Origin of the sequence: Nonomuraea purpurea (genome assembly GCF_042650645.1) — a bacterium.
Lineage (GTDB): Bacteria > Actinomycetota > Actinomycetes > Streptosporangiales > Streptosporangiaceae > Nonomuraea > Nonomuraea purpurea.
Window position 1 is genome coordinate 54,150 of sequence record NZ_JBHSBI010000016.1, and the last position, 17,161, is coordinate 71,310.

The following is a 17,161-nucleotide window of genomic DNA, read 5'->3' on the forward strand; positions in this document are numbered from 1 at the left end:
AAAGAACGATCCCCGGGGGACCGTCCGTGACTCCTGATCAGATTGAGAGCGCCGTGGCAGCTTCGATGCCACAGGCGATCGAAGAGCTCAAGCGACTAGCCGCCATACCCTCCGTCGCCTTCCCCGGCCACCCGGAAGAGCCCGTGTTCGCCGCGGCCAAACTGACGGAGGAGCTGCTGCGGTCGGTCGGCCTGCCGCGCGTCCAGCAGGTTCCCGTCGAGGGCAGCTTCCCCGCGGTCTTCGGCGAGGCCCCCGCGCCGCCCGGCATGCCGACGGTCCTGCTGTACGCGCACTACGACGTGCAGCCCGCCGGCGACCTGAACGCCTGGCGCACGCCGCCCTTCGAGCCCACCCTGATCGACGGCCAGCTTTACGGGCGGGGCTGCGCGGACGACAAGTCGGGCATCATTTCCCACGTCACCGCCCTGCGGGTCTTCCAGGGCCAGTTCCCCGTGGGCATCAAGGTCCTCATCGAGGGCCAGGAGGAGTACGCGGGCGAGCGTCTGGAGGCGTTCGTCGAGCGCAACCCCGACCTGCTGCGGGCCGACGCCATCGTGGTGGCCGACACCGGCAACCCCCGCGTCGGCGACCCCGCCGTCACGACCTCGCTGCGCGGCATGGCCGCCTTCACCGTCGAGGTCCGCACCCTGCGGGAGTCCCTGCACAGCGGCTCGTTCGGCGGCGCCGCCCCGGACGCGCTGGCGGCGCTGATGCGCATGCTGACCTCGCTCCACGACGACAACGGCGACATCCGCGTGCCGGGACTGCCCAGGGGGGCCTTCCTCGGCCAGGGGCCGTCGGAGGAGGAGTTCAGGAAGACGGCCGGGGTGCTCGACGGGGTCTCGCTGGTGGGGTCGGGGTCGCTGGCGGACCGCCTGTGGTCGTCGTACGCGATCACGGTCACGGGCCTGGACGTGCCGACGGTGTCGGGGGCGATCAACGCGGTGCAGCCGGCCGCGCGGGCGCGGGTGACGGTCCGCGTACCTCCCGCAGGCGACCCGAAGACCACGGTCAACGCGGTGGTGGAGTTCCTGCGGCAGGTGGCGCCGTGGGGCGTGCAGGTGTCGTTCGGCGACTTCACCGTCGGCTCGGGCTTCCAGGCCGACTCGGGCGGCAAGGCCCGCTCCGCCCTCAACAGGGCCATGGAATGGGCCTTCGGCCGCCGGCCCAGGGACGTCGGGGCGGGCGGCTCGATCCCGCTGGTGAACACGCTGCTCAAGCAGTTCCCCGCGGCCGAGATCCTGCTGTTCGGCGCCGAGGACGAGGACGCGGCCATCCACGCGCCGAACGAGCGGGTGAACCTGGATGAGCTGCGCCGCGTCGCCACCACGGAGGCCCTGTTCCTGCGCGAGCTCAGCCTGCCCTCGGCGCTGGGCGTCTAGCCGCTCGCCCGTGCGGGAGGCGTTCCCACGCCTCCCGCACCAGGAGCCTCGATGAGCAGCCGGTGCGAGCCCTGTGTCCCCTCCGGCAGCTCACCCGGGCTGAACCAGGCCGCCTCCAGCACCTCGACGGGGTCGATCCTGAGCGTGCCGCCGGTGAGCACGGCCTCGTACGCCACCTCCACCCGCAGCCTGAACCCGCTGCGCACCCGGATGAGCCGCCCCACCTCCACGGTCAGGCCGGTCTCCTCGAACACCTCGCGCACCACGGTGTCCTCCAAGGTCTCCGACCTGTTCGCGTAGCCGGTGGGACATCCCCACTGGCGGCCTTCCGGCCACAGCCGGTGCTTGAGCAGCAGCACCCGCCCTTCCGCGTCGCGCACGACGCCGGTGACGCCGATCATGAACGTGGCGTGCTTCAGCCACACCAACCGCCACTGCAGACGCCCGTCCAGTGACCTCCACACCCGCGTGAGAAGCCGCAGCACCGTACCCCTCTCCTCCTGTGCGGCCCACCGTACAGATTCATGGAACCGCCGTCCGCCTTCGCGGCAATTACCCGTGTCATGACGCAGACACAGGAGAGACAACAGATGCGACAGGAGAACCGGGCGGACGCGCCGCCGGAGTGCGGTGCGACCTCCCGCCAGACGCCGGGGATTCGGCAGTCCTCGGCTCGGGGATCGTGGACCGGGCGGGGGACGTGCCCTGATCACCCGTGGGCGGCGTGGCGGCGTTGCACGAGGCGCAGGCCGGTTTCCACCAGGATCCAGCCGAGGCGGGTGCGCCAGGTGTCGCCGGTGCGGGGACGGCGGTGGCGCCGGGCCTCGGCGCGTAGTTCCTGGGCGCGCACTCGCTCGACATAGAGGAATAAGTCGGGATACATCAGGAACTGCCTCTCTGCGGAGATCCGGTACGGTATGGGGCCCCTTGCACGTGCACGGAGACCTTCTCCCGGCCCGCCACGTCGCCCGCCTCCTGGGCATCCTTGGCACGAGCCCGCCACCTCGCGAAGAGCTCCTCGATCTCCTGCCCCAGACACCGCAGCTCGTCCGCCGTCAGCGACATCATGGAGCCGGAGTTGAAGGCCGCGTCGCGCCAGTCGTCGCTCCAGGAGTCCTTGGTGTCCAGGTAGTGCTCGTACATCTCGCCGAGCTGGCGGGCCCACAGCCGTGACGTGGCGGTGTGCACGGCCTCCCCCTCCGGCGAGTCGCGCCAATCCTCGTCCCTGGTGCTGATGCCCTGGGCGATCGGCTGCCACCAGCGCTCCCTGGCGTCGCCGCGGCCCTCCGGCGCCTCCTCGATGATGCCGTGGGCCGCCAGCTTGCGCAGGTGGTAGCTGACCAGGGAGACGACCTCACCCACCTCGTCGGCAAGCTGCGAGGCCGTCGCCGTGCCCGCCACGTAGAGGGCTCGGTAGAGCTTGATGCGCAGCGGATGCCCCAGCGCCTTGAGGGTGTCGAGGTCTGTGACGCGATGGGATTTGTCGGCGGCCATGCCCCAACCGTAGAAGCAAAAGAAAATTTGCGCAAATAAGTTTTCGCAAGCCGCCGGCAGTTTGCGGTGTCGGTCCTGGATGCGAAGGTAGGGGTCATGAACGAACTGGTGATCGAAGGAGAGCAAGTATGACGACGTTCGCGCTGATCCACGGCGGTGGCAGTTCGGCGTGGGACTGGCACCTGGTGGCGGCGGAGCTGCGCGAGCGCGGGCACGACGTGGTGGCGGTGGACCTGCCGATCGACAAGGAGTCCTCGGGCCTGTCCGACTACACCGACGCCGTGGTCGAGGCCGTCGGCGAGCGCCGTGATCTGGTCGTGGTGGCGCACTCGTGGGGCGGCTTCGTCGGCCCGCTCGTCTGCGCCCGCGTGCCCGCCGACCGGCTGGTGCTGGTGGCGGCCATGATCCCGGCTCCCGGCGAGCCGCCGTCCGACTGGTGGGGCAACACCGGTTTTTCCGGGGGCGACATGGACGACGAGATCGCGCTGTTCATGCACGACGTGCCCAAGAAACTGGCCGAGGAGGCGCTTGCCCGAGGCCGCGACCAGGTGGGCAGGGCCGAGCGGGAGCCGTGGCCGCTGGAGAGCTGGCCTGACGTGCCGACGAGTTTCCTGCTCTGCCGCGACGACCGGTTCTTCACGCCCGCGTTCATGCGCGAGGTCGTGCGCGACAGGCTCGGCGTCGTTCCCGACGAGATCGACGGCAGTCACATGGTGATGTTGTCCAGGCCGCGCGAGCTGGCCGACTACCTCACGGGCAGGTCGTAGACGCGGCGCACGCTGCTGCCCAGCCGGAGCACGTTCGCGCCGTAGACGTGCAGCGACACCCCGGTCTCCCCGCTGGTGTTGCGGACCTCGTGGATGTCACCGGGCGGGGCGAACCCGCTGACCTCGCCCGGCCGGTTGTCGGCGCGGCCGATCTCCACCAGGTGGTCGCCCATGTCGCGGTAGAGGGTTTCGTGCTCGATGCCGCTGATGACCCCGAACGCGCACCACGACACGTGGTCGTGGATCACGGTGTCCTGGCCGGGCCGCCACACGACCGCCAGGATCGAGAACTCCTCCCGCGCGTGGAGGATGTGGGAGGCGTACCCGTCGGGTGAGCCCTCGCGTTCGGCGGGCGTGAGGAGGTCGAGGCCGGGCAGCCGGTCGCGGAGCAGGTCGGCGACGGCGTACGCGGTGTGCCTGCGGTCGAGCCCGCGGGCGACGATCGCGGAGATCCCGGTCACGAGGGCGTCGAGGCCCGGCCTGGTCGTGGTGGCCTTCATGACATCCCCCTAAGTGCGGATACTTCCATTCTTCCCCTTCCACGGGAGCGACCGTGACCCCGGGACCGGTCCCGGATGTCCGGCGTTACCTTGCATCGGTCAGCGGCGAGAAGCGGGAAGGGACGTGCGGACGTGGCACTGCTGAGTTCCATAAGGGCGCGGGTCCGGCAGCTACGGCACCCCAGGGAATTCCGCATCCACGCCGCGGCCTGGCCCGAGGATGCCCTGGCGGCGTTCGAGCGTCTCGTGGCGAACAAGCCCGCGGAAATTCCGGACGACGGTCTCCGCGGCCCCTCGGTGGCCGAGGTGGTGACGAGCATCTGGCGGCTCGATCGCCGGGTGCGGCGACTCCCCGGGGAGTCCCGGGTCATGACCCGCTACCTGGAGATGGCCTGGGACACCTTCACCAAGGCCGGCATCACGGTCCAGGAGCACATGAACGACCCGTTCGACCCAGGGCTCGCGATCGAGGTGCTGTCCTACCAGGGTCAACACGACCGAGGGGTACCAGCGGTCTTTGGACCTCCTCGAGCCCGCCCTCGCCCTGGCGAACACGGAATCGGTCCGTGACCGTGTGCAGAAGAACATCAAGATCATCAACGACAACCTCGCCTATGCCTCCTGCTTCTTCTGCGGGCAGGACGCCGACGAGGCGTGCGCGAGAAAAGTGCCCATGCACGGTGGCGTCAACCGCGAGACCACCGCGTACTACCAGACCCGGATCACCTGGCGGACGATCACGGTCGAGGTGCCGCGCTGCCGCCGGTGCAGGACGAAGCGCGGCTGGCGAATCGCCGCAGGAGTGCTGCTCGGCCCCTTGGTCGCGGTTATGTCGGCCGCGTTCTTGATGGACGCCGTCGCCCTGGGCGCCGTCCTGATGGCGGTCGCGATCTTCATGATGATCTGGCTGATCGTCGGCTCGCAGCGCGACCCCACCGACTTCGGGCCGGTCTTGGAGCTGTTCGCCGATGGCTGGCAGCGCGGTGACCGTCCGCCGGAGGCCAGGCAATGAAACGCCTTTGACGCCACCTCTACGATGACCCCATGCCGGACATCTCAACACTTGCTTTCTTCTGCGTGGTCACGCTCGGCCTGCTCGTGGTCCCCGGGCCCGCGGTCCTGTACATCGTCACCCGCAGCGTCTCCCAGGGCCGCCCCGCCGGCCTGATCTCCGTGCTCGGCGTGCACGTCGGCTCGATCGTGCACATCGTGGCGGCGGCGCTGGGCCTCAGCGCGCTGCTGGCTGCCTCGGCCACGGCGTTCACCGTGGTCAAGTACGCGGGCGTCGCCTACCTGGTCTGGCTGGGCGTGCGCAAGCTCATCCAGCGCGACGAGGGCGAGGAGACGGTCGAGCTGCGCGTGCAGTCGAACAGCCGGCTGTTCTGGGAGGGGTTCGTGGTCAACGTGCTCAACCCCAAGACCGCGATCTTCTTCCTGTCGTTCCTGCCGCACTTCACCGACCCCGCCGCCGGCCCCATCGCGCCGCAGATCCTGCTGCTCGGGGCGATCTGGCTGGCGCTCGGGATGGCCTCCGACGGCACGTACGCGCTACTCTCCTCGGCCCTGGCCGGGCGGGTGCGCGGTTCGGCCCGTGCCCGCCGCCGCATCGACGTGGGCAGCGGGGTCGTCTACCTCGGGCTGGCGGCGTGGCTCACAACGTCCAAGGCCTGACAAGCCAGGAAATTTCCGGGCCGAAATGCCATAGTGAGATCATGATGGGGAGACGGCACGTCGGGACGTAGCTGAGGGGCGGACCCCATGGACACGCCACCACACCGCCTCGGGCTCGAACGGGTCGTCGAGGTCTACTCCGGTCATGACGACCTCGTCGGCGTGACCGGCTCCGGATACATGATCGGCGCCGATCTGGTGCTGTCCTCCTGCGACGTGGTCGATCCCGACGCGCCGTGCCAGGTCCGCGCGCCGTGGTCGGGCCGCTGGTCACCGGCCGAGCAGGTGTGGCGCGGACGCGGCGGCACGGGCGCGGTGCTGCTGCGGGTGCCCGACTCCCCATGGGCCGAACTGCCCGGCGTCGAACACGTCCGCTGGGCCAGGGTGGCGGACGACGTCGAGGGCCGGTTCCGGCTGCGCTGCGTGGCCAGGGGCTTTCCCCGGGTGGGGCAGCGGGCCGGGTTCAGGGACGCGCAGACACTGGCGGGCCTGGTCGACGCCCCCACCGGCGCGGTGTCGAAGGCGCTGGCGGTCACCGTCCTCACCCCCGACACCCCCGTCTCCCTCTGGCAGGGCATGTCGGGCGCCGTCCTGCTGGCCGAGCCCACCAGGCAGCTCATCGGCGTGATCGCCGCCGGCCGCGACGGGCACGCCCAGCGCCGCCTGGACGCCGTCCCCGTCACCGCCCTGCTGAGCGACCAGCGGTTCCGCGAGCTGACGGGCGTGCCGCCCGGCACGCTCGAAACCGTGGCGGAGGGCGACCCCGCGACGCTGCTGCCCGCCCTGTCCGTCCCCGCCCGCGAACGCCTGCCACAAGACGGCCCCGACTGGACGCTGCTGATGCCGCGGCACGCGGTGGTGCCCTTCGTCGGCCGGGACGAGGAGCTGGCGCGGCTGCGCGAGTGGACCGCCGAGCCCGCCGCGCTCTCGATCGCGGTGCTGACCGGTCAGGGCGGCACGGGCAAGACCCGGCTGGCGGGCGAGCTGTGCGAGGAGCTGGCGGAGGCGGGGTGGCAGAGCGGGTTCCTGCCGCTGGACGCCGCCTGCGGCCCGCTGGCCGACCCGGCCGCCACCCTGGACGCGCTGCGCCCGACCCTGCTGGTCGTCGACCAGGCCGAGCCGTCCGCGCCGCTGGTCGGCGAACTGGTACGCCGCCTGGCCAAGCACCGCCACAACCCCCGCGTCCGGCTCCTGCTGCTGGCCCGCGAGCCCGCGGAGAGCGAGTGGTGGCGCCGCCTGGACACCGCCGCCGGCGGCTGGCTGCGGCGGCTCAACAGCACGACCGTCCAGCTCAACGCCCATCCGCTCACCCTGGCGGAGCGGCGGCAGCACGCGCAGGCGGCCATGAAGGCGTTCGCGCCCAGCCGGGCCGCGCTGCCCGCGCCACCGCCGCTCGACGACCCCGAGTACGGCCTGCCGCTCCGCGTCCACCTGGCGGCCCTGGTGCGCCTGCGCGACGGGGACGAGCGGAGCCACGATGAGCTGGTCGGCCGATTCCTCGCCCGCGAACAGGACCAATGGGCCCAGATCTGGCCGGACGGCCGCCCTGACCAGGCGACGGCCAGGCAGGCGGCGGCGCTCCTGACGCTCACCGCCCCGACGACCGCCGAACTGCCAGGGCTGCTGACAGCCGTTCCCGGTCTGTCCTCGCCCGGCGGCCTGAACGGCCGGGTCCTGGACGTGGCGGCCTGGCTGGGCCGGATCTTCCCCGGCGGCGAACGGCCCGCGCCGCTCGGGCCGGACATCGTGGCCGAGCGGCTCCTGGCCGAGACGGAGGGCTTGGAGACGCTCGTGCTCGCCGTGCACGATCACGAGGGCCGCACCACCCGGCACCTCGTGCGACTGCTCGACGTCCTGCGGCTGTGCGCGGACGCCGAACGCGTCAGGTCCGCGCTGCGGTCGCTGGTCGTGAGCCGGATCGCCAGCCTGGTCGCGCAGGCCGCGGCGGCGCCCGCCACCCGGCTCGGCGACGTGCTCAACGCGGCGCTGGGGCTGTTCGCCGACGATCGGCGGATCGCCGCGGCCGTGGCGGCGCTGCCGGTGCGGCGGGACACGCGGCTGGGGCTGCGCGCCCTCGACGTGACGCTCGGCGAGCTGGCCGTGCGGCACCTGCGGGCGGGCGACCGGCCCATGGCGCTGGCCGGGGCGCTGACGACGCTGTCCGGCCGGCTGGCGGCCGTGGGCCGGGTGGGCGAGGCCGTCGTCGCCGCGACCGAAGCCGTCGAGATCTTCGCCGCCGCTCCCCCGTACGAGGAGGCGGTGGGACGGGCCGAGGCCCTGTACGACCTGGGCGCCTGCCTCCTGCTGGCCGGTGAGGCGTCCCGCGCGCTCAAACCCGCCCAGGAGGCGGCGGCCAGGTTCCGCATTTTGGCCGAGGAGGACGCCCGGTACGCGGAGCGGGCCGCGCGAGCCCACCACAACCTGGCGTGCGCGCTGATGGAGGCCGGGCGGACGCACGAGGCCGTCACCGCGTTCGAGACGGCCGGCGGCGACCCGGCCTTCGCGGCAAACCTGGCAGACGTCCTGTCCATGGCCCCGCAACCGGCACCCTTCGAGAACCCGGACACCAAGAGACCGTCACCACCGTTCGGGGAGCCAGGCGTCGTGGGACCGTCGGCGCCGTTCGGGGAGCCGGGTGGTGGGGTGTTGCCCAAGCCGCTGGCGCCGTTCGAGGAGGCGGATGACGCGGCGCTGCCCGAGCTGGGCGCCTGTCTGGCGGGGGCGGCGACCAGGGCCGTCAGGTTCGCGGCGCCGACGGACCGCGACCTGGCCCACCGGCTGCGGCTGCTCGCCTCGTGGTTGCACGAGCACGGCAGGGTGGCCGACGCCCTGGCCCCCGCCGCCGAGGCCGTCGTGCGCCTGCGTGCCCTCGCGCCGGAGGAGCCGGAGCTACGGTTCATGCTGGCCGAGGCCACGGCCTTACTCTCCCGTCTGCACGCCGACCTGGACGACCTCGACGCGGCCGTCCGCTCGGCCGCCGAGTCCGTCCGCGACCTACGCGCCCTGGTCACCCTCGAACCCGCCGAGCACCGCCCCCGCCTGGCCGGCCGGCTCCTCGACCTCGGCGAGCTGCTGCTCGTGGACGACCGCCCCGAGCAGGCGCTCGACCCGCTCCAAGAGGCCATGAGCGCGGCGTCCGAGCCGCACACGCAGGCCAGGGCCCGGCATCTGCTGGGCCTGTGCCTGGACGAGCTCGGCCGCGCGGCCGACGCCCACGCCCACCTGGAGGTCGCAGCCGAACTGTACGAAGGCGCCGGGTACACGCGCCACCTGGCCGAGGTGCGAGCCAGGCTTGACAGGTCGCCGAGCCAGGAGCGGCGCGAGGAACCACGCTGGATGCCGACCGCCCTCGACGGCGAGGAGCCCGCCACCAGGACCGAGTCGGACGAACCAAGCCCCTCGCCGGGACCCGAGCCGGCCGGGCCGCGTGTGCTGGAGGAGGGCCAGGCCGCCGGTCTTGCGCCGCACGCCCAGTTGCTGGAGCTGCGTCCGCTGCCGGGGACCGATGCGCTCAGAACCCTCATCGACGGACTGTCTACCTACTTGGCCGACATGTCGGGCGACGCCGAGCCGGCCGTGCTGCTGCCACCGCTCACCGCGTTCACCGAGGCGCTCGAACGGCAGGTGCCGCTGAGCGCCGACCTTGATTTACACGACCGGTACGCCCGCTGCCTGACCCGCTTCGGCACCGCCGCCACGCGGGCGGGCGACACCAAGAGCGCGGTCCTGGGCGCCAAGCTGGCCGTGCACGTCTACCGAGGTCTGGCCGCGTTCTCCGGCACCTACCGGGGCCGGCTCGGCCTGGCGCTGGCCGCCCTGGCCAAGCTGGACCGCGCCGACCTGACCGCCCTGGAGCAGGCCGTCGACCTGCTCGGCGACGAGAGCAGGGAGCTGGCCTCGGCGCTCGGCGCGTACGCGGTCGAACTGCTCGAACGCGGACGCGCCGTGGAGGCGCTGGCGCACTGCGAGCGGGCCGCCGACCTGTGCGACGAGCTGGACGACCCGGCCGTCGCCGCCACCACCTATGCCCGGCTCGGCTCCAGCCTGGCCCTGCTGGACCGCCCGCAGGCGGCGCTGGAGGCGGTCACCTGGTCGCTGGCCGAGCTGGAGCGGGCCAAGGAGCGCGGGCAGGAGCTGCCGGCCGTGCGGGCGCAGGCGATCCAGGTCGAGGGCCAGGTGCTGCGCACGCTCGGCAGGAAGCAGGAGGCGCTGGCACAGCTCACGGAGGCCCTGCGGATCCACACGCGGCTGCGGAACCCGGAGGCCGCGGCCGAGGTCGCCGCGGTGCTCGCCGACGACCTCCTGGCCGGTGGACGGCCGGAGGAGGCCGCCGAGTACGCCGTGATCGCCACAACGGGCCACCCTGAGGGCACGGTCAAGCACGCGCTGGCGGTGCAGCGGCTGGCCAGGTGCCACATGATGCTCGGCGCGCCGGCCAAGGCGCACACGCTGGTGGAGGAGCTGATCCCGCTGGCCAGGCGGTGGCCGGACGACCTGACGTACCGGGCGATCCTGGCCGACTCGCTGGCGCAGAGCTCCGAGCTGCTGCCCCTGCTGCGGCTCGACGGCGGCACGGAGGCCGAGGCGAGGGCCAGAGAGGCCATCGCGATCTACGACGAGCTGCTGACCTCGGGCATGAACGCCCAGGCCCTGCACACCAGCCGCGCGGGGGCCTGCCTGACGCTGGCCTCCGCGCTGCGGATGCGGGGCCTGGCGGCCGACGCCGTGAAGCCGCTGCGTGAGGCGGTCGCGGCGCTGGAGCGGTACGCGCCGGGGAGCCCGCCGCTGTCCGGGCTGCTGGCCAGGGCGATGCTCATGCTGGGCGACGCACTCATGGAGGCGGGCAGGGCGCTGGAGGCGAGCCTCGTCTTCCACCGTGGCACGCAGGTCACCCGCGACGCGCTGACCAGGGCCGTGGCGCATGCCCGGCTCGGCTTCTGCCAGCGGGAGCTCGGCAGGGACGACGCCGCGGAGGCCGCGCTGCGGGTCTCGGCCGATCTGCTGCGCGACCTGGTGACCGACGACCGGGACGAGGGCCTGGCCGACCTGCTCCGCGACGTGCTGCGGGCCCTCGCCGAGCCGCCTCAGGCGTCGCCGAGGGACTCGACCGTCCGCCGCGCCCAGCGGTAGTCGGCCTTGCCCGCGGGCGAACGCACCATTTCCTCCACGAACGCGTACGACCGTGGCACCTTGTACCCCGACAGCAGTTTCCTGCAGTGCGCGTCCAGCTCGGCGGCCGTCAGCTCGACCCCCTGGCGCGGCTCGACCACGGCCGCGACCCGGTTGCCCCACCGCTCGTCCGGCACTCCGGTCACCACCGCGTCGAACACCGAGGGATGCCCCTTGAGCACCGCTTCGACCTCCTCGGGGAAGACCTTCTCACCACCGGTGTTGATGCACTGCGACCCCCGGCCGAAGACGTTCACGGTCCCGTCGGGGTCGACGCTCGCGAGGTCGCCGGTCAGCAGCCACCGGGTGCCTTCGTCGTCGGTGACGAACGTGCGGGCCGTCTTGTCCGGGTCGTTGTAGTAGCCGAACGCCACCCGTCCCGCCCTGGCCAGGGTCCCGAGCTGCCCGGAGCCCGGCTCGACGGGCCGGTTGCGCTCGTCGAGCACGGCCAGCCTGACCACGGAGTTCGGCTTGTACCGCAGACCCGCCTCGGGCGACGACCCGGCCACGCCAGAGGCGGTGTAGCCGGACTCGGTGGAGCCGAAGTTGTCGAGGATCATCACGTTCGGCAGCAGCTCCTGGACGCGGTCGCGGACCGCGCCGGACAGGATCGCGCCGGTCGAGCTGATCACCACCAGCGAGGAGACGTCGTAGGAGCCGCGTTCCAACGCCTCGGCCAGGGGCCTGGCCATGGCGTCGCCGGTGATGTTCATGGTGAACACGCGCTCGCGGCCCACCGCCCGCCACACCTCGTCGGCGTCGAACTTGCGGACGTACACGATGGTCGAGCCCATCGCCCAGGCGATGAACGTGGCCATCTGCGCGGCGCCGTGCATCAGCGGCGGTGCCGCCATCATCACCATCGGGCCGGCCTTGACCGCCTCGTCGACGACCTCCTGCGGGGTGGCGCGCGGCTCGCCGTACGGGTTGCCGCCGCCGAAGGCCATGAACAGGTCCTCGACGTGCCACATCGCGCCCTTGGGCATGCCGGTGGTGCCGCCGGTGTAGATGATGTACACGTCCTGCCCCGAGCGCGGCGCGAAGCCCCGTTCCGGCTTGCCCCGCTCCAGAGCCGTCTCGTACGGCACCGCCGAGCCGATCGCCGACGGCCCGCCGACCGAGACCAGGTGCTCAAGCAGCGGGGTCTGGTGCGCGACCGCGGCCACCCTGGCATCGAACTCCACGTCGTAGACCAGCACCCTGATGTCGGAGTCGCGGTACAGGTAGAGCAGCTCGGCCTCGACGTAGCGGTAGTTGACGTTGATCGGCACGGCTCTGATCTTGAGCGCGGCGAGCAGCCCGGCGACGTACTCGATGCCGTTGTAGAGCTGCAGCCCGACGTGCTGGCCCGGCTGGACGCCGAGGCCGAGAAGGTAGTGGGCGAGCCGGTTCGCCTCGGCGTCCAGCTCGGCGTAGCTGCGCCGGTGCTCGCCGCAGACGACGGCCGTGCGCTCCCCGATCGTGTCCGCGAGCCCCTCGAACAGGTCGGCGTGGTTGAACTCCATCAGGGTCTCTCCCGTCCGACGATCCACATCGCGAAGAACTGGGCTCCCCCGCCGTAGGCGTGGCCGAGCGCCGTGCGAGCGCCGTCCACCTGGTGTTCGCCGGCCATGCCGCGCACCTGCAGCGCGGCCTCGGCGAATCTGATCAAACCCGAGGCCCCGATCGGGTTGCTCGACAACACCCCGCCCGAGGCGTTCCAGGGGATGTCGCCGTCGAGCGTGGTGGCCCCCGACTCGGTGAGCTTCCATCCCTCGCCGTCCGCGGCGAACCCCAGGTTCTCCAGCCACATCGGCTCATACCAGGAGAACGGCACGTACGTCTCGGCCACGTCGATCTGCCGCCGGGGGTCGGCGATGCCGGCCTGGCGGTAGACGTCGGCGGCGCAGTCCTTGCCCGCCTGCGGGCTGACCGTGTCGCGCCCGGCGCGGAAGATCGGCTCGGAGCGCATGGCCGCGCCGTGGACCCAGGCCGGGGTGCCGGTGACCGCCGACTCCGAGGCCAGGACCATCGCGCAGGCGCCGTCGCTGGACGGGCAGGTCTCCAGGTAGCGGATCGGCTCCCACAACATCGGCGTGGACTCGACCATCTTCCTGTCGATGCCGGGGATCTTGAGGTGGGCGTAGGGGTTCCGCACCGCGTTCAGCCGGTCCTTGACCGCCACCAGCGAGCCGATGTGGCCGGGCGCGCCGGACCTGCGCATGTACTCGCGGATGTGCGGCGCGAAGTAGCCGCCCGCGCCCACCACCAGCGACGCGCTGAACGGCAGGTGCGTGGACAGCGCCCACGTGGCGTTCGACTCCGACTGCTTCTCGAAGGCCACGACCAGCACCCGGTCGTGCACGCCGCCCTGGACGAGACTGGCGCCGACCAGCGCCGTCGAGCCGCCGACGCTGCCGGCCGTGTGCACCCGCATCATCGGCTTGCCCGCCGCGCCGAGCGCGTCCGCCAGGTACGACTCGGGCATCATCACGCCCTCGAACAGGTCGGGCGCCTTGCCGATGACCACGGCGTCGATGTCCTTGAACGACAGCCCGGCGTCCTCCAGAGCCCGCAGGGCGGCCTCGCGCACCAGCCCGGCGATCGAGACGTCCCTGCGGCTGCTCCTGTAGTGCGTCTGCCCGACGCCGATCACCGCGCAAGGGTTGCCCATTTCACGCCTCCAGGACCGTGACGAGGTTGTGCTGCAGGCAGGGTCCGCCGGCGGCGTGGGCGACGGCGCGGCCCGCGCGGCGGTCGATGATGCGCTGCGCGGCCTCGCCGATGCGGATGAGGCCCGTGGCCATGACGGGGTTGGCGGCCAGCGGACCGCCCGAGGGGTTGATCACGGTGTCCGCGGGCAGCTCAAGCGCCTCCCGCAGGATGATCTCCTCGTGCGGGAACTGGGCGTGCAGCTCGGCCACCTCGACGGGACCCTTGCCGACCCCCGCGGCGCGTCCGGCATCGGCCGCGGAGGCCGACCGGGCCAAATCCCGCATACCCAGGTAGTGCGGCTCTATGCGGTGCGCGATGCCCTTGATGTAGGCGGGATCGGGGCACAGCTGCCTGGCCAGGTCGCCGGCCGCGAGCACGATCGCGGCGGCGCCGTCGGTGATGGGCGGCACGTCCCTGGCCTGCAGCGGCAGGACCGCGACCGGGTCGTCGGTGGTTTCCGGCTCGGGCAGGTCGAGCGCGTACGGGTTGCCGCGCCCGTCCGCCCGGCTCCGCCGGACGATCTCGTCGAGTTCCTTCCTGTCCGCGCCGACCGCACTGGCCTGGAGCGCGGCGTAGGAGTGCAGGTCGAGGCCGAGCGGGGCCAGATAGTACGGGTCGAGCTGGAGCGTCATGATCGTGCGCAGGTCGCCGAGCGACGACTTGCCGAAGCCGTAGACCAGGGCGCTGTCGACGTCGCCGTGCTGGAGGCGCACCCAGGCTTCGTACAGGGCCCAGGCGGCGTCCATCTCCACGTGGCTCTCGGAGATGGGCGGCCAGGCGGCCAGCGCGTCGAGGGCCGAGACGAACGAGAACGGGGCGCCCGCGAGGTAGTCGCAGCTCCCCGAGCAGGTGAAGCCGAACCGGTCGAGCCCGGTGCGCTCCTTGACCGCGTCGATCACGGGCAGGATGAGCTCGGGCTCGGTCAGGCCGGTGTCGTGGTCGGTGTGGTGGGTCTGGGCGAAGGCGACGATGGCGACATCTCTCATGACAACTCCGCATCGGGCTCGCCGGTGGGGGCGAACCAGCGGATGTTCGCCATGGACGCCGTGCGCTCGCTCTCAGGGACCCAGACCGCCTTCACCCGCATGCCCTGGCGCACCTGGTGGGCGGGTATGTCCCCGACGAGGGCGATCATGGGGATGTCGGCGTTGTCGAGCAGGATGTACGCCGACACGAACGGCACCTCGGGGGCGCGCGGGTCGGGCAGGTTGTTGATGGCGAACGTGGTGATCGTGCCGGTGTCGGGCAGTTCGAGCGGCTCGGCGATGGTCCTACCGCATTGGGGGCAGGCCAGGCGGTAGGGCACGTACACCTTGTCGCAGGTTTCGCAGCGTCCGCCGAGGAGGACGCCGCGTTCAACACCTCGCAGGAAGACGCGCAGGGCTCCGCCGGCCTGGAGGCGGTATTCGGAGCGCACCGGGGACACGATCTGCGTGACCTCAGGCACGAAATACGAAATATCGGTTATGTGGCCGGTGGGGCGCTCTGCCCACATCGGCCACACCCTGGCGCCCGCCTTGAACAGCTTGACGTTGCCGACGTCCACCGCATGCACGAGAGCGGTGTCGGCGCCGTCCAGCCTGATCAGCGCCCAGGCGAAGGGACGGTCGAGCGGGTGACCTTCGAGCGGCTCGTGCACGTAGGACCAAGCGGTCACCGTGCCGACCGGACCGACCTCGACGTACTCGCCGGTGACCGGCTCACCGGTCGCGGGGTCGTACTCAAGAGGCGGCACGAGCACGCTGCCCTCCTTCGTCCGGACCCCGACGATGCGGCGAGCGCGTAACTCGCTCAGGAACCGGCCGACCACCGGACCCGTCGTACGCGTGTAACCGCCGGGGAACTCCAGGACGTGCTGGGCCGCCAGGGGGTCAGATGGCACGGTCATGTCCCTCCCAGTACGGGGCGCGAAGTTTGCGTTTGAGCAGCTTGCCGTTGGGCTCTCGGGGCATTTCCGCGATGAAGTCGATGCTCTTGGGCCACTTCATCCTGGCCAGGCGGCCCTCCAGCGACGCCAGCAGCTCCGCGGCCAGCTCTGGGCCGGGCTCGGCGCCCGGCGCGGGCTCGACCACGGCCTTGATCTGCTCGCCCCACTCCTCGTCGGGGATGCCGAACACGGCCACGTCCGCCACCTTCGGGTGGATCATGAGTTCGTTCTCGATCTCGGCCGGGTAGATGTTCGCCCCACCGGAGATGATCATGTCGACCTTGCGGTCACACAGGTAGAGGAAGCCCTCCTCGTCCAGGTAACCGATGTCTCCTACGGTGAAGTAGTCCTTGAGGCGGTTCGCGGCGGTCTTGGCGGGGTCGCCCTTGTACTCGAACTGGACGCCCATCATCTTCATGTAGATCGTGCCTGGAGTGCCGGTCGGGACGGGTTCGCCCTGATCATCCGCGATGAGCAGCTCGCTGATCGGCCAGGCCGTGCCGACCGTGCCCGGGTGCGCCTTCCAGCCCTCGGGCGTGGCCAGGGTGCCGCCGCCCTCGGTGGCCGCGTAGTACTCGTACACGCAGTCGCCCCACCACTCCAGCATCGCCCACTTCACCGGGACCGGGCAGGGCGCGGCGGCGTGGATCATCCACCTGAGCGAGGACAGATCGTAGGCGCGGCGGGTCTGCTCCGGGAGCGCGAGCAGGCGCTTGAAGTGCGTCGGGACCAGGTGCGAGTTCGTGACGCCGTGGCGCTCGCACAGCCGCAACATCTCCTCGGCGTCCCACTTGTCCATGTAGACGAGCGTGTGACCCAGGTGCAGGGCGGTCCCGCCGAACTGGGTGACGGCCGTGTGGTAGTTCGGGCTGGTGACCAGGTGGGCGTTCGGGCGGCCCGGCGTGATGCCGAACAGTCCGAGCAGGAACGTCATCAGCTCGGCGGAGTCGTCCGGGTCCAGGCCGTTCAGCGGGCGTTTGACGCCTTTGGGCTTGCCGGTCGTGCCGGAGGTGTAGTGCATGGTGGCGCCGGCGGTGCGGTCGGCGGGGGCGCCGTCCGGCTGACCGTCGACGAGCTCGCCCACCGGACGGAACCCGTCGATCCCCTCCCCCAGCAGGAACCTGCGGTCCGGCTCGATCGCCTCCGCGCCCCGCCTCCCCTCCTCGGCGTAGCGGGGGTGCACGAAGAACGCCTTGGCCTCGCTGTCGGAGACGATGTAGGCGATCTCGGGCCCGGCCAGGTGCCAGTTGATCGGGGTGAAGTACCAGCCGGCCTGGAGCGCCGCCAGGTAGAGCACCAGGCTGTCGGCGCCGTTCGGGGCCAGGCCGCAGATGCCGTCGCCAGGCCGCAACCCGAGCGCTCGCAGGCCGTGGACGAGGCGGTTCGAGCGGGCCAGCAGGTCACCCGCGCGGTGCTCCGTGCCGTCGGGATCGACGGCCGCGATCCACTCGGGATCCGCCTGCGCGAGCCTCCAGAAACCGAGCGTGCCCATTGCCGCTCCTCGGGTCAGAAAACAGGAACCTGTTCTCGTTCTGTGCTGGGAGCGTATCCTTGGGG

Annotated in this window: 15 protein-coding genes; 6 read left to right on the forward strand and 9 right to left on the reverse strand. The window is 71.7% G+C overall.

Going from position 1 to position 17,161, the window contains the following annotated elements:
- Positions 1–26: 26 nt before the first annotated feature.
- On the forward strand, positions 27–1,382 hold the full coding sequence (locus ACFOY2_RS29635) for a dipeptidase (RefSeq protein ID WP_379531381.1): 1,356 nt from the start codon (positions 27–29) through the stop codon (positions 1,380–1,382).
- Here ACFOY2_RS29635 and ACFOY2_RS29640 read toward each other — a convergent pair.
- From ACFOY2_RS29640 to ACFOY2_RS29650, 3 genes are all read right to left on the reverse strand, one after another.
- Positions 1,379–1,867 carry an NUDIX domain-containing protein gene (locus ACFOY2_RS29640; RefSeq protein WP_379531382.1) on the reverse strand — a complete coding sequence of 163 codons (489 nt, stop codon included), beginning with the start codon at positions 1,865–1,867 and terminating at the stop codon, positions 1,379–1,381. The two genes, ACFOY2_RS29635 and ACFOY2_RS29640, sit on opposite strands and share 4 nt — an antisense overlap.
- A gap of 224 nt (positions 1,868–2,091) precedes the next feature.
- Positions 2,092–2,265 carry a hypothetical protein gene (locus ACFOY2_RS29645; protein ID WP_379531383.1) on the reverse strand — a complete coding sequence of 58 codons (174 nt, stop codon included), beginning with the start codon at positions 2,263–2,265 and terminating at the stop codon, positions 2,092–2,094.
- Positions 2,265–2,876, reverse strand: a complete 612-nt coding sequence (locus ACFOY2_RS29650) for a winged helix-turn-helix domain-containing protein (RefSeq protein ID WP_379531384.1) — start codon at positions 2,874–2,876, stop codon at positions 2,265–2,267. The genes ACFOY2_RS29645 and ACFOY2_RS29650 overlap by 1 nt, the downstream gene beginning before the upstream one ends.
- Positions 2,877–3,004: 128 nt before the next feature.
- Between ACFOY2_RS29650 and ACFOY2_RS29655 the strand changes: the two genes are divergently transcribed.
- Positions 3,005–3,643: an alpha/beta fold hydrolase gene (locus ACFOY2_RS29655; RefSeq protein WP_379531385.1), complete on the forward strand. Its 639-nt coding sequence runs from the start codon at positions 3,005–3,007 to the stop codon at positions 3,641–3,643.
- Here the strand turns inward: ACFOY2_RS29655 and ACFOY2_RS29660 are convergent.
- Positions 3,622–4,143: a cysteine dioxygenase family protein gene (locus ACFOY2_RS29660; protein WP_379531386.1), complete on the reverse strand. Its 522-nt coding sequence runs from the start codon at positions 4,141–4,143 to the stop codon at positions 3,622–3,624. The genes ACFOY2_RS29655 and ACFOY2_RS29660 overlap by 22 nt on opposite strands.
- A gap of 132 nt (positions 4,144–4,275) precedes the next feature.
- On the opposite strand from ACFOY2_RS29660, the gene ACFOY2_RS29665 reads away from it, so the two are divergent.
- From ACFOY2_RS29665 to ACFOY2_RS29680, 4 genes are all read left to right on the forward strand, one after another.
- Positions 4,276–4,713: a hypothetical protein gene (locus tag ACFOY2_RS29665; RefSeq protein ID WP_379531387.1), complete on the forward strand. Its 438-nt coding sequence runs from the start codon at positions 4,276–4,278 to the stop codon at positions 4,711–4,713.
- A complete protein-coding gene (locus ACFOY2_RS29670; protein WP_379531388.1) occupies positions 4,661–5,155 on the forward strand; it encodes a hypothetical protein in 495 nt (164 codons plus the stop codon). Before ACFOY2_RS29665 ends, ACFOY2_RS29670 begins: the two co-directional genes overlap by 53 nt.
- A 32-nt stretch (positions 5,156–5,187) precedes the next feature.
- Complete coding sequence (locus tag ACFOY2_RS29675; RefSeq protein ID WP_379531389.1) at positions 5,188–5,814, forward strand: LysE family translocator; 627 nt, start codon at positions 5,188–5,190, stop codon at positions 5,812–5,814.
- Between the two features lie 87 nt (positions 5,815–5,901).
- Positions 5,902–10,944 carry a hypothetical protein gene (locus ACFOY2_RS29680; RefSeq protein ID WP_379531390.1) on the forward strand — a complete coding sequence of 1,681 codons (5,043 nt, stop codon included), beginning with the start codon at positions 5,902–5,904 and terminating at the stop codon, positions 10,942–10,944.
- Here the strand turns inward: ACFOY2_RS29680 and ACFOY2_RS29685 are convergent.
- The 5 genes from ACFOY2_RS29685 to ACFOY2_RS29705 are packed head-to-tail and all read right to left on the reverse strand — an operon-like array spanning position 10,899 to position 17,096.
- On the reverse strand, positions 10,899–12,488 hold the full coding sequence (locus ACFOY2_RS29685) for an acyl-CoA synthetase (RefSeq protein ID WP_379531391.1): 1,590 nt from the start codon (positions 12,486–12,488) through the stop codon (positions 10,899–10,901). The two genes, ACFOY2_RS29680 and ACFOY2_RS29685, sit on opposite strands and share 46 nt — an antisense overlap.
- On the reverse strand, positions 12,488–13,636 hold the full coding sequence (locus ACFOY2_RS29690; RefSeq protein WP_379531392.1) for a thiolase domain-containing protein: 1,149 nt from the start codon (positions 13,634–13,636) through the stop codon (positions 12,488–12,490). The genes ACFOY2_RS29685 and ACFOY2_RS29690 overlap by 1 nt, the downstream gene beginning before the upstream one ends.
- Position 13,637: 1 nt before the next feature.
- Positions 13,638–14,663 (reverse strand): thiolase domain-containing protein, encoded by a 1,026-nt coding sequence (locus ACFOY2_RS29695; RefSeq protein WP_379531393.1) that lies wholly within the window; start codon positions 14,661–14,663, stop codon positions 13,638–13,640.
- On the reverse strand, positions 14,660–15,565 hold the full coding sequence (locus ACFOY2_RS29700) for a Zn-ribbon domain-containing OB-fold protein (protein ID WP_379531394.1): 906 nt from the start codon (positions 15,563–15,565) through the stop codon (positions 14,660–14,662). Before ACFOY2_RS29700 ends, ACFOY2_RS29695 begins: the two co-directional genes overlap by 4 nt.
- Positions 15,549–17,096: an acyl-CoA synthetase gene (locus tag ACFOY2_RS29705; protein WP_379531395.1), complete on the reverse strand. Its 1,548-nt coding sequence runs from the start codon at positions 17,094–17,096 to the stop codon at positions 15,549–15,551. The genes ACFOY2_RS29700 and ACFOY2_RS29705 overlap by 17 nt, the downstream gene beginning before the upstream one ends.
- Between the last annotated feature and the right edge of the window lie 65 nt (positions 17,097–17,161).

Bases quoted from the DNA above. Each gene is read 5' to 3' on its own strand.
- ACFOY2_RS29645 (WP_379531383.1), bottom strand. From the start codon at position 2,265: ATGTATCCCGACTTATTCCTCTATGTCGAGCGAGTGCGCGCCCAGGAA.
- ACFOY2_RS29650 (WP_379531384.1), bottom strand. From the start codon at position 2,876: ATGGCCGCCGACAAATCCCATCGCGTCACAGACCTCGACACCCTCAAG.
- ACFOY2_RS29655 (WP_379531385.1), top strand. From the start codon at position 3,005: ATGACGACGTTCGCGCTGATCCACGGCGGTGGCAGTTCGGCGTGGGAC.
- ACFOY2_RS29660 (WP_379531386.1), bottom strand. From the start codon at position 4,143: ATGAAGGCCACCACGACCAGGCCGGGCCTCGACGCCCTCGTGACCGGG.
- ACFOY2_RS29675 (WP_379531389.1), top strand. From the start codon at position 5,188: ATGCCGGACATCTCAACACTTGCTTTCTTCTGCGTGGTCACGCTCGGC.
- ACFOY2_RS29680 (WP_379531390.1), top strand. From the start codon at position 5,902: ATGGACACGCCACCACACCGCCTCGGGCTCGAACGGGTCGTCGAGGTC.
- ACFOY2_RS29685 (WP_379531391.1), bottom strand. From the start codon at position 12,488: ATGGAGTTCAACCACGCCGACCTGTTCGAGGGGCTCGCGGACACGATC.
- ACFOY2_RS29690 (WP_379531392.1), bottom strand. From the start codon at position 13,636: ATGGGCAACCCTTGCGCGGTGATCGGCGTCGGGCAGACGCACTACAGG.
- ACFOY2_RS29695 (WP_379531393.1), bottom strand. From the start codon at position 14,663: ATGAGAGATGTCGCCATCGTCGCCTTCGCCCAGACCCACCACACCGAC.
- ACFOY2_RS29700 (WP_379531394.1), bottom strand. From the start codon at position 15,565: ATGACCGTGCCATCTGACCCCCTGGCGGCCCAGCACGTCCTGGAGTTC.
- ACFOY2_RS29705 (WP_379531395.1), bottom strand. From the start codon at position 17,096: ATGGGCACGCTCGGTTTCTGGAGGCTCGCGCAGGCGGATCCCGAGTGG.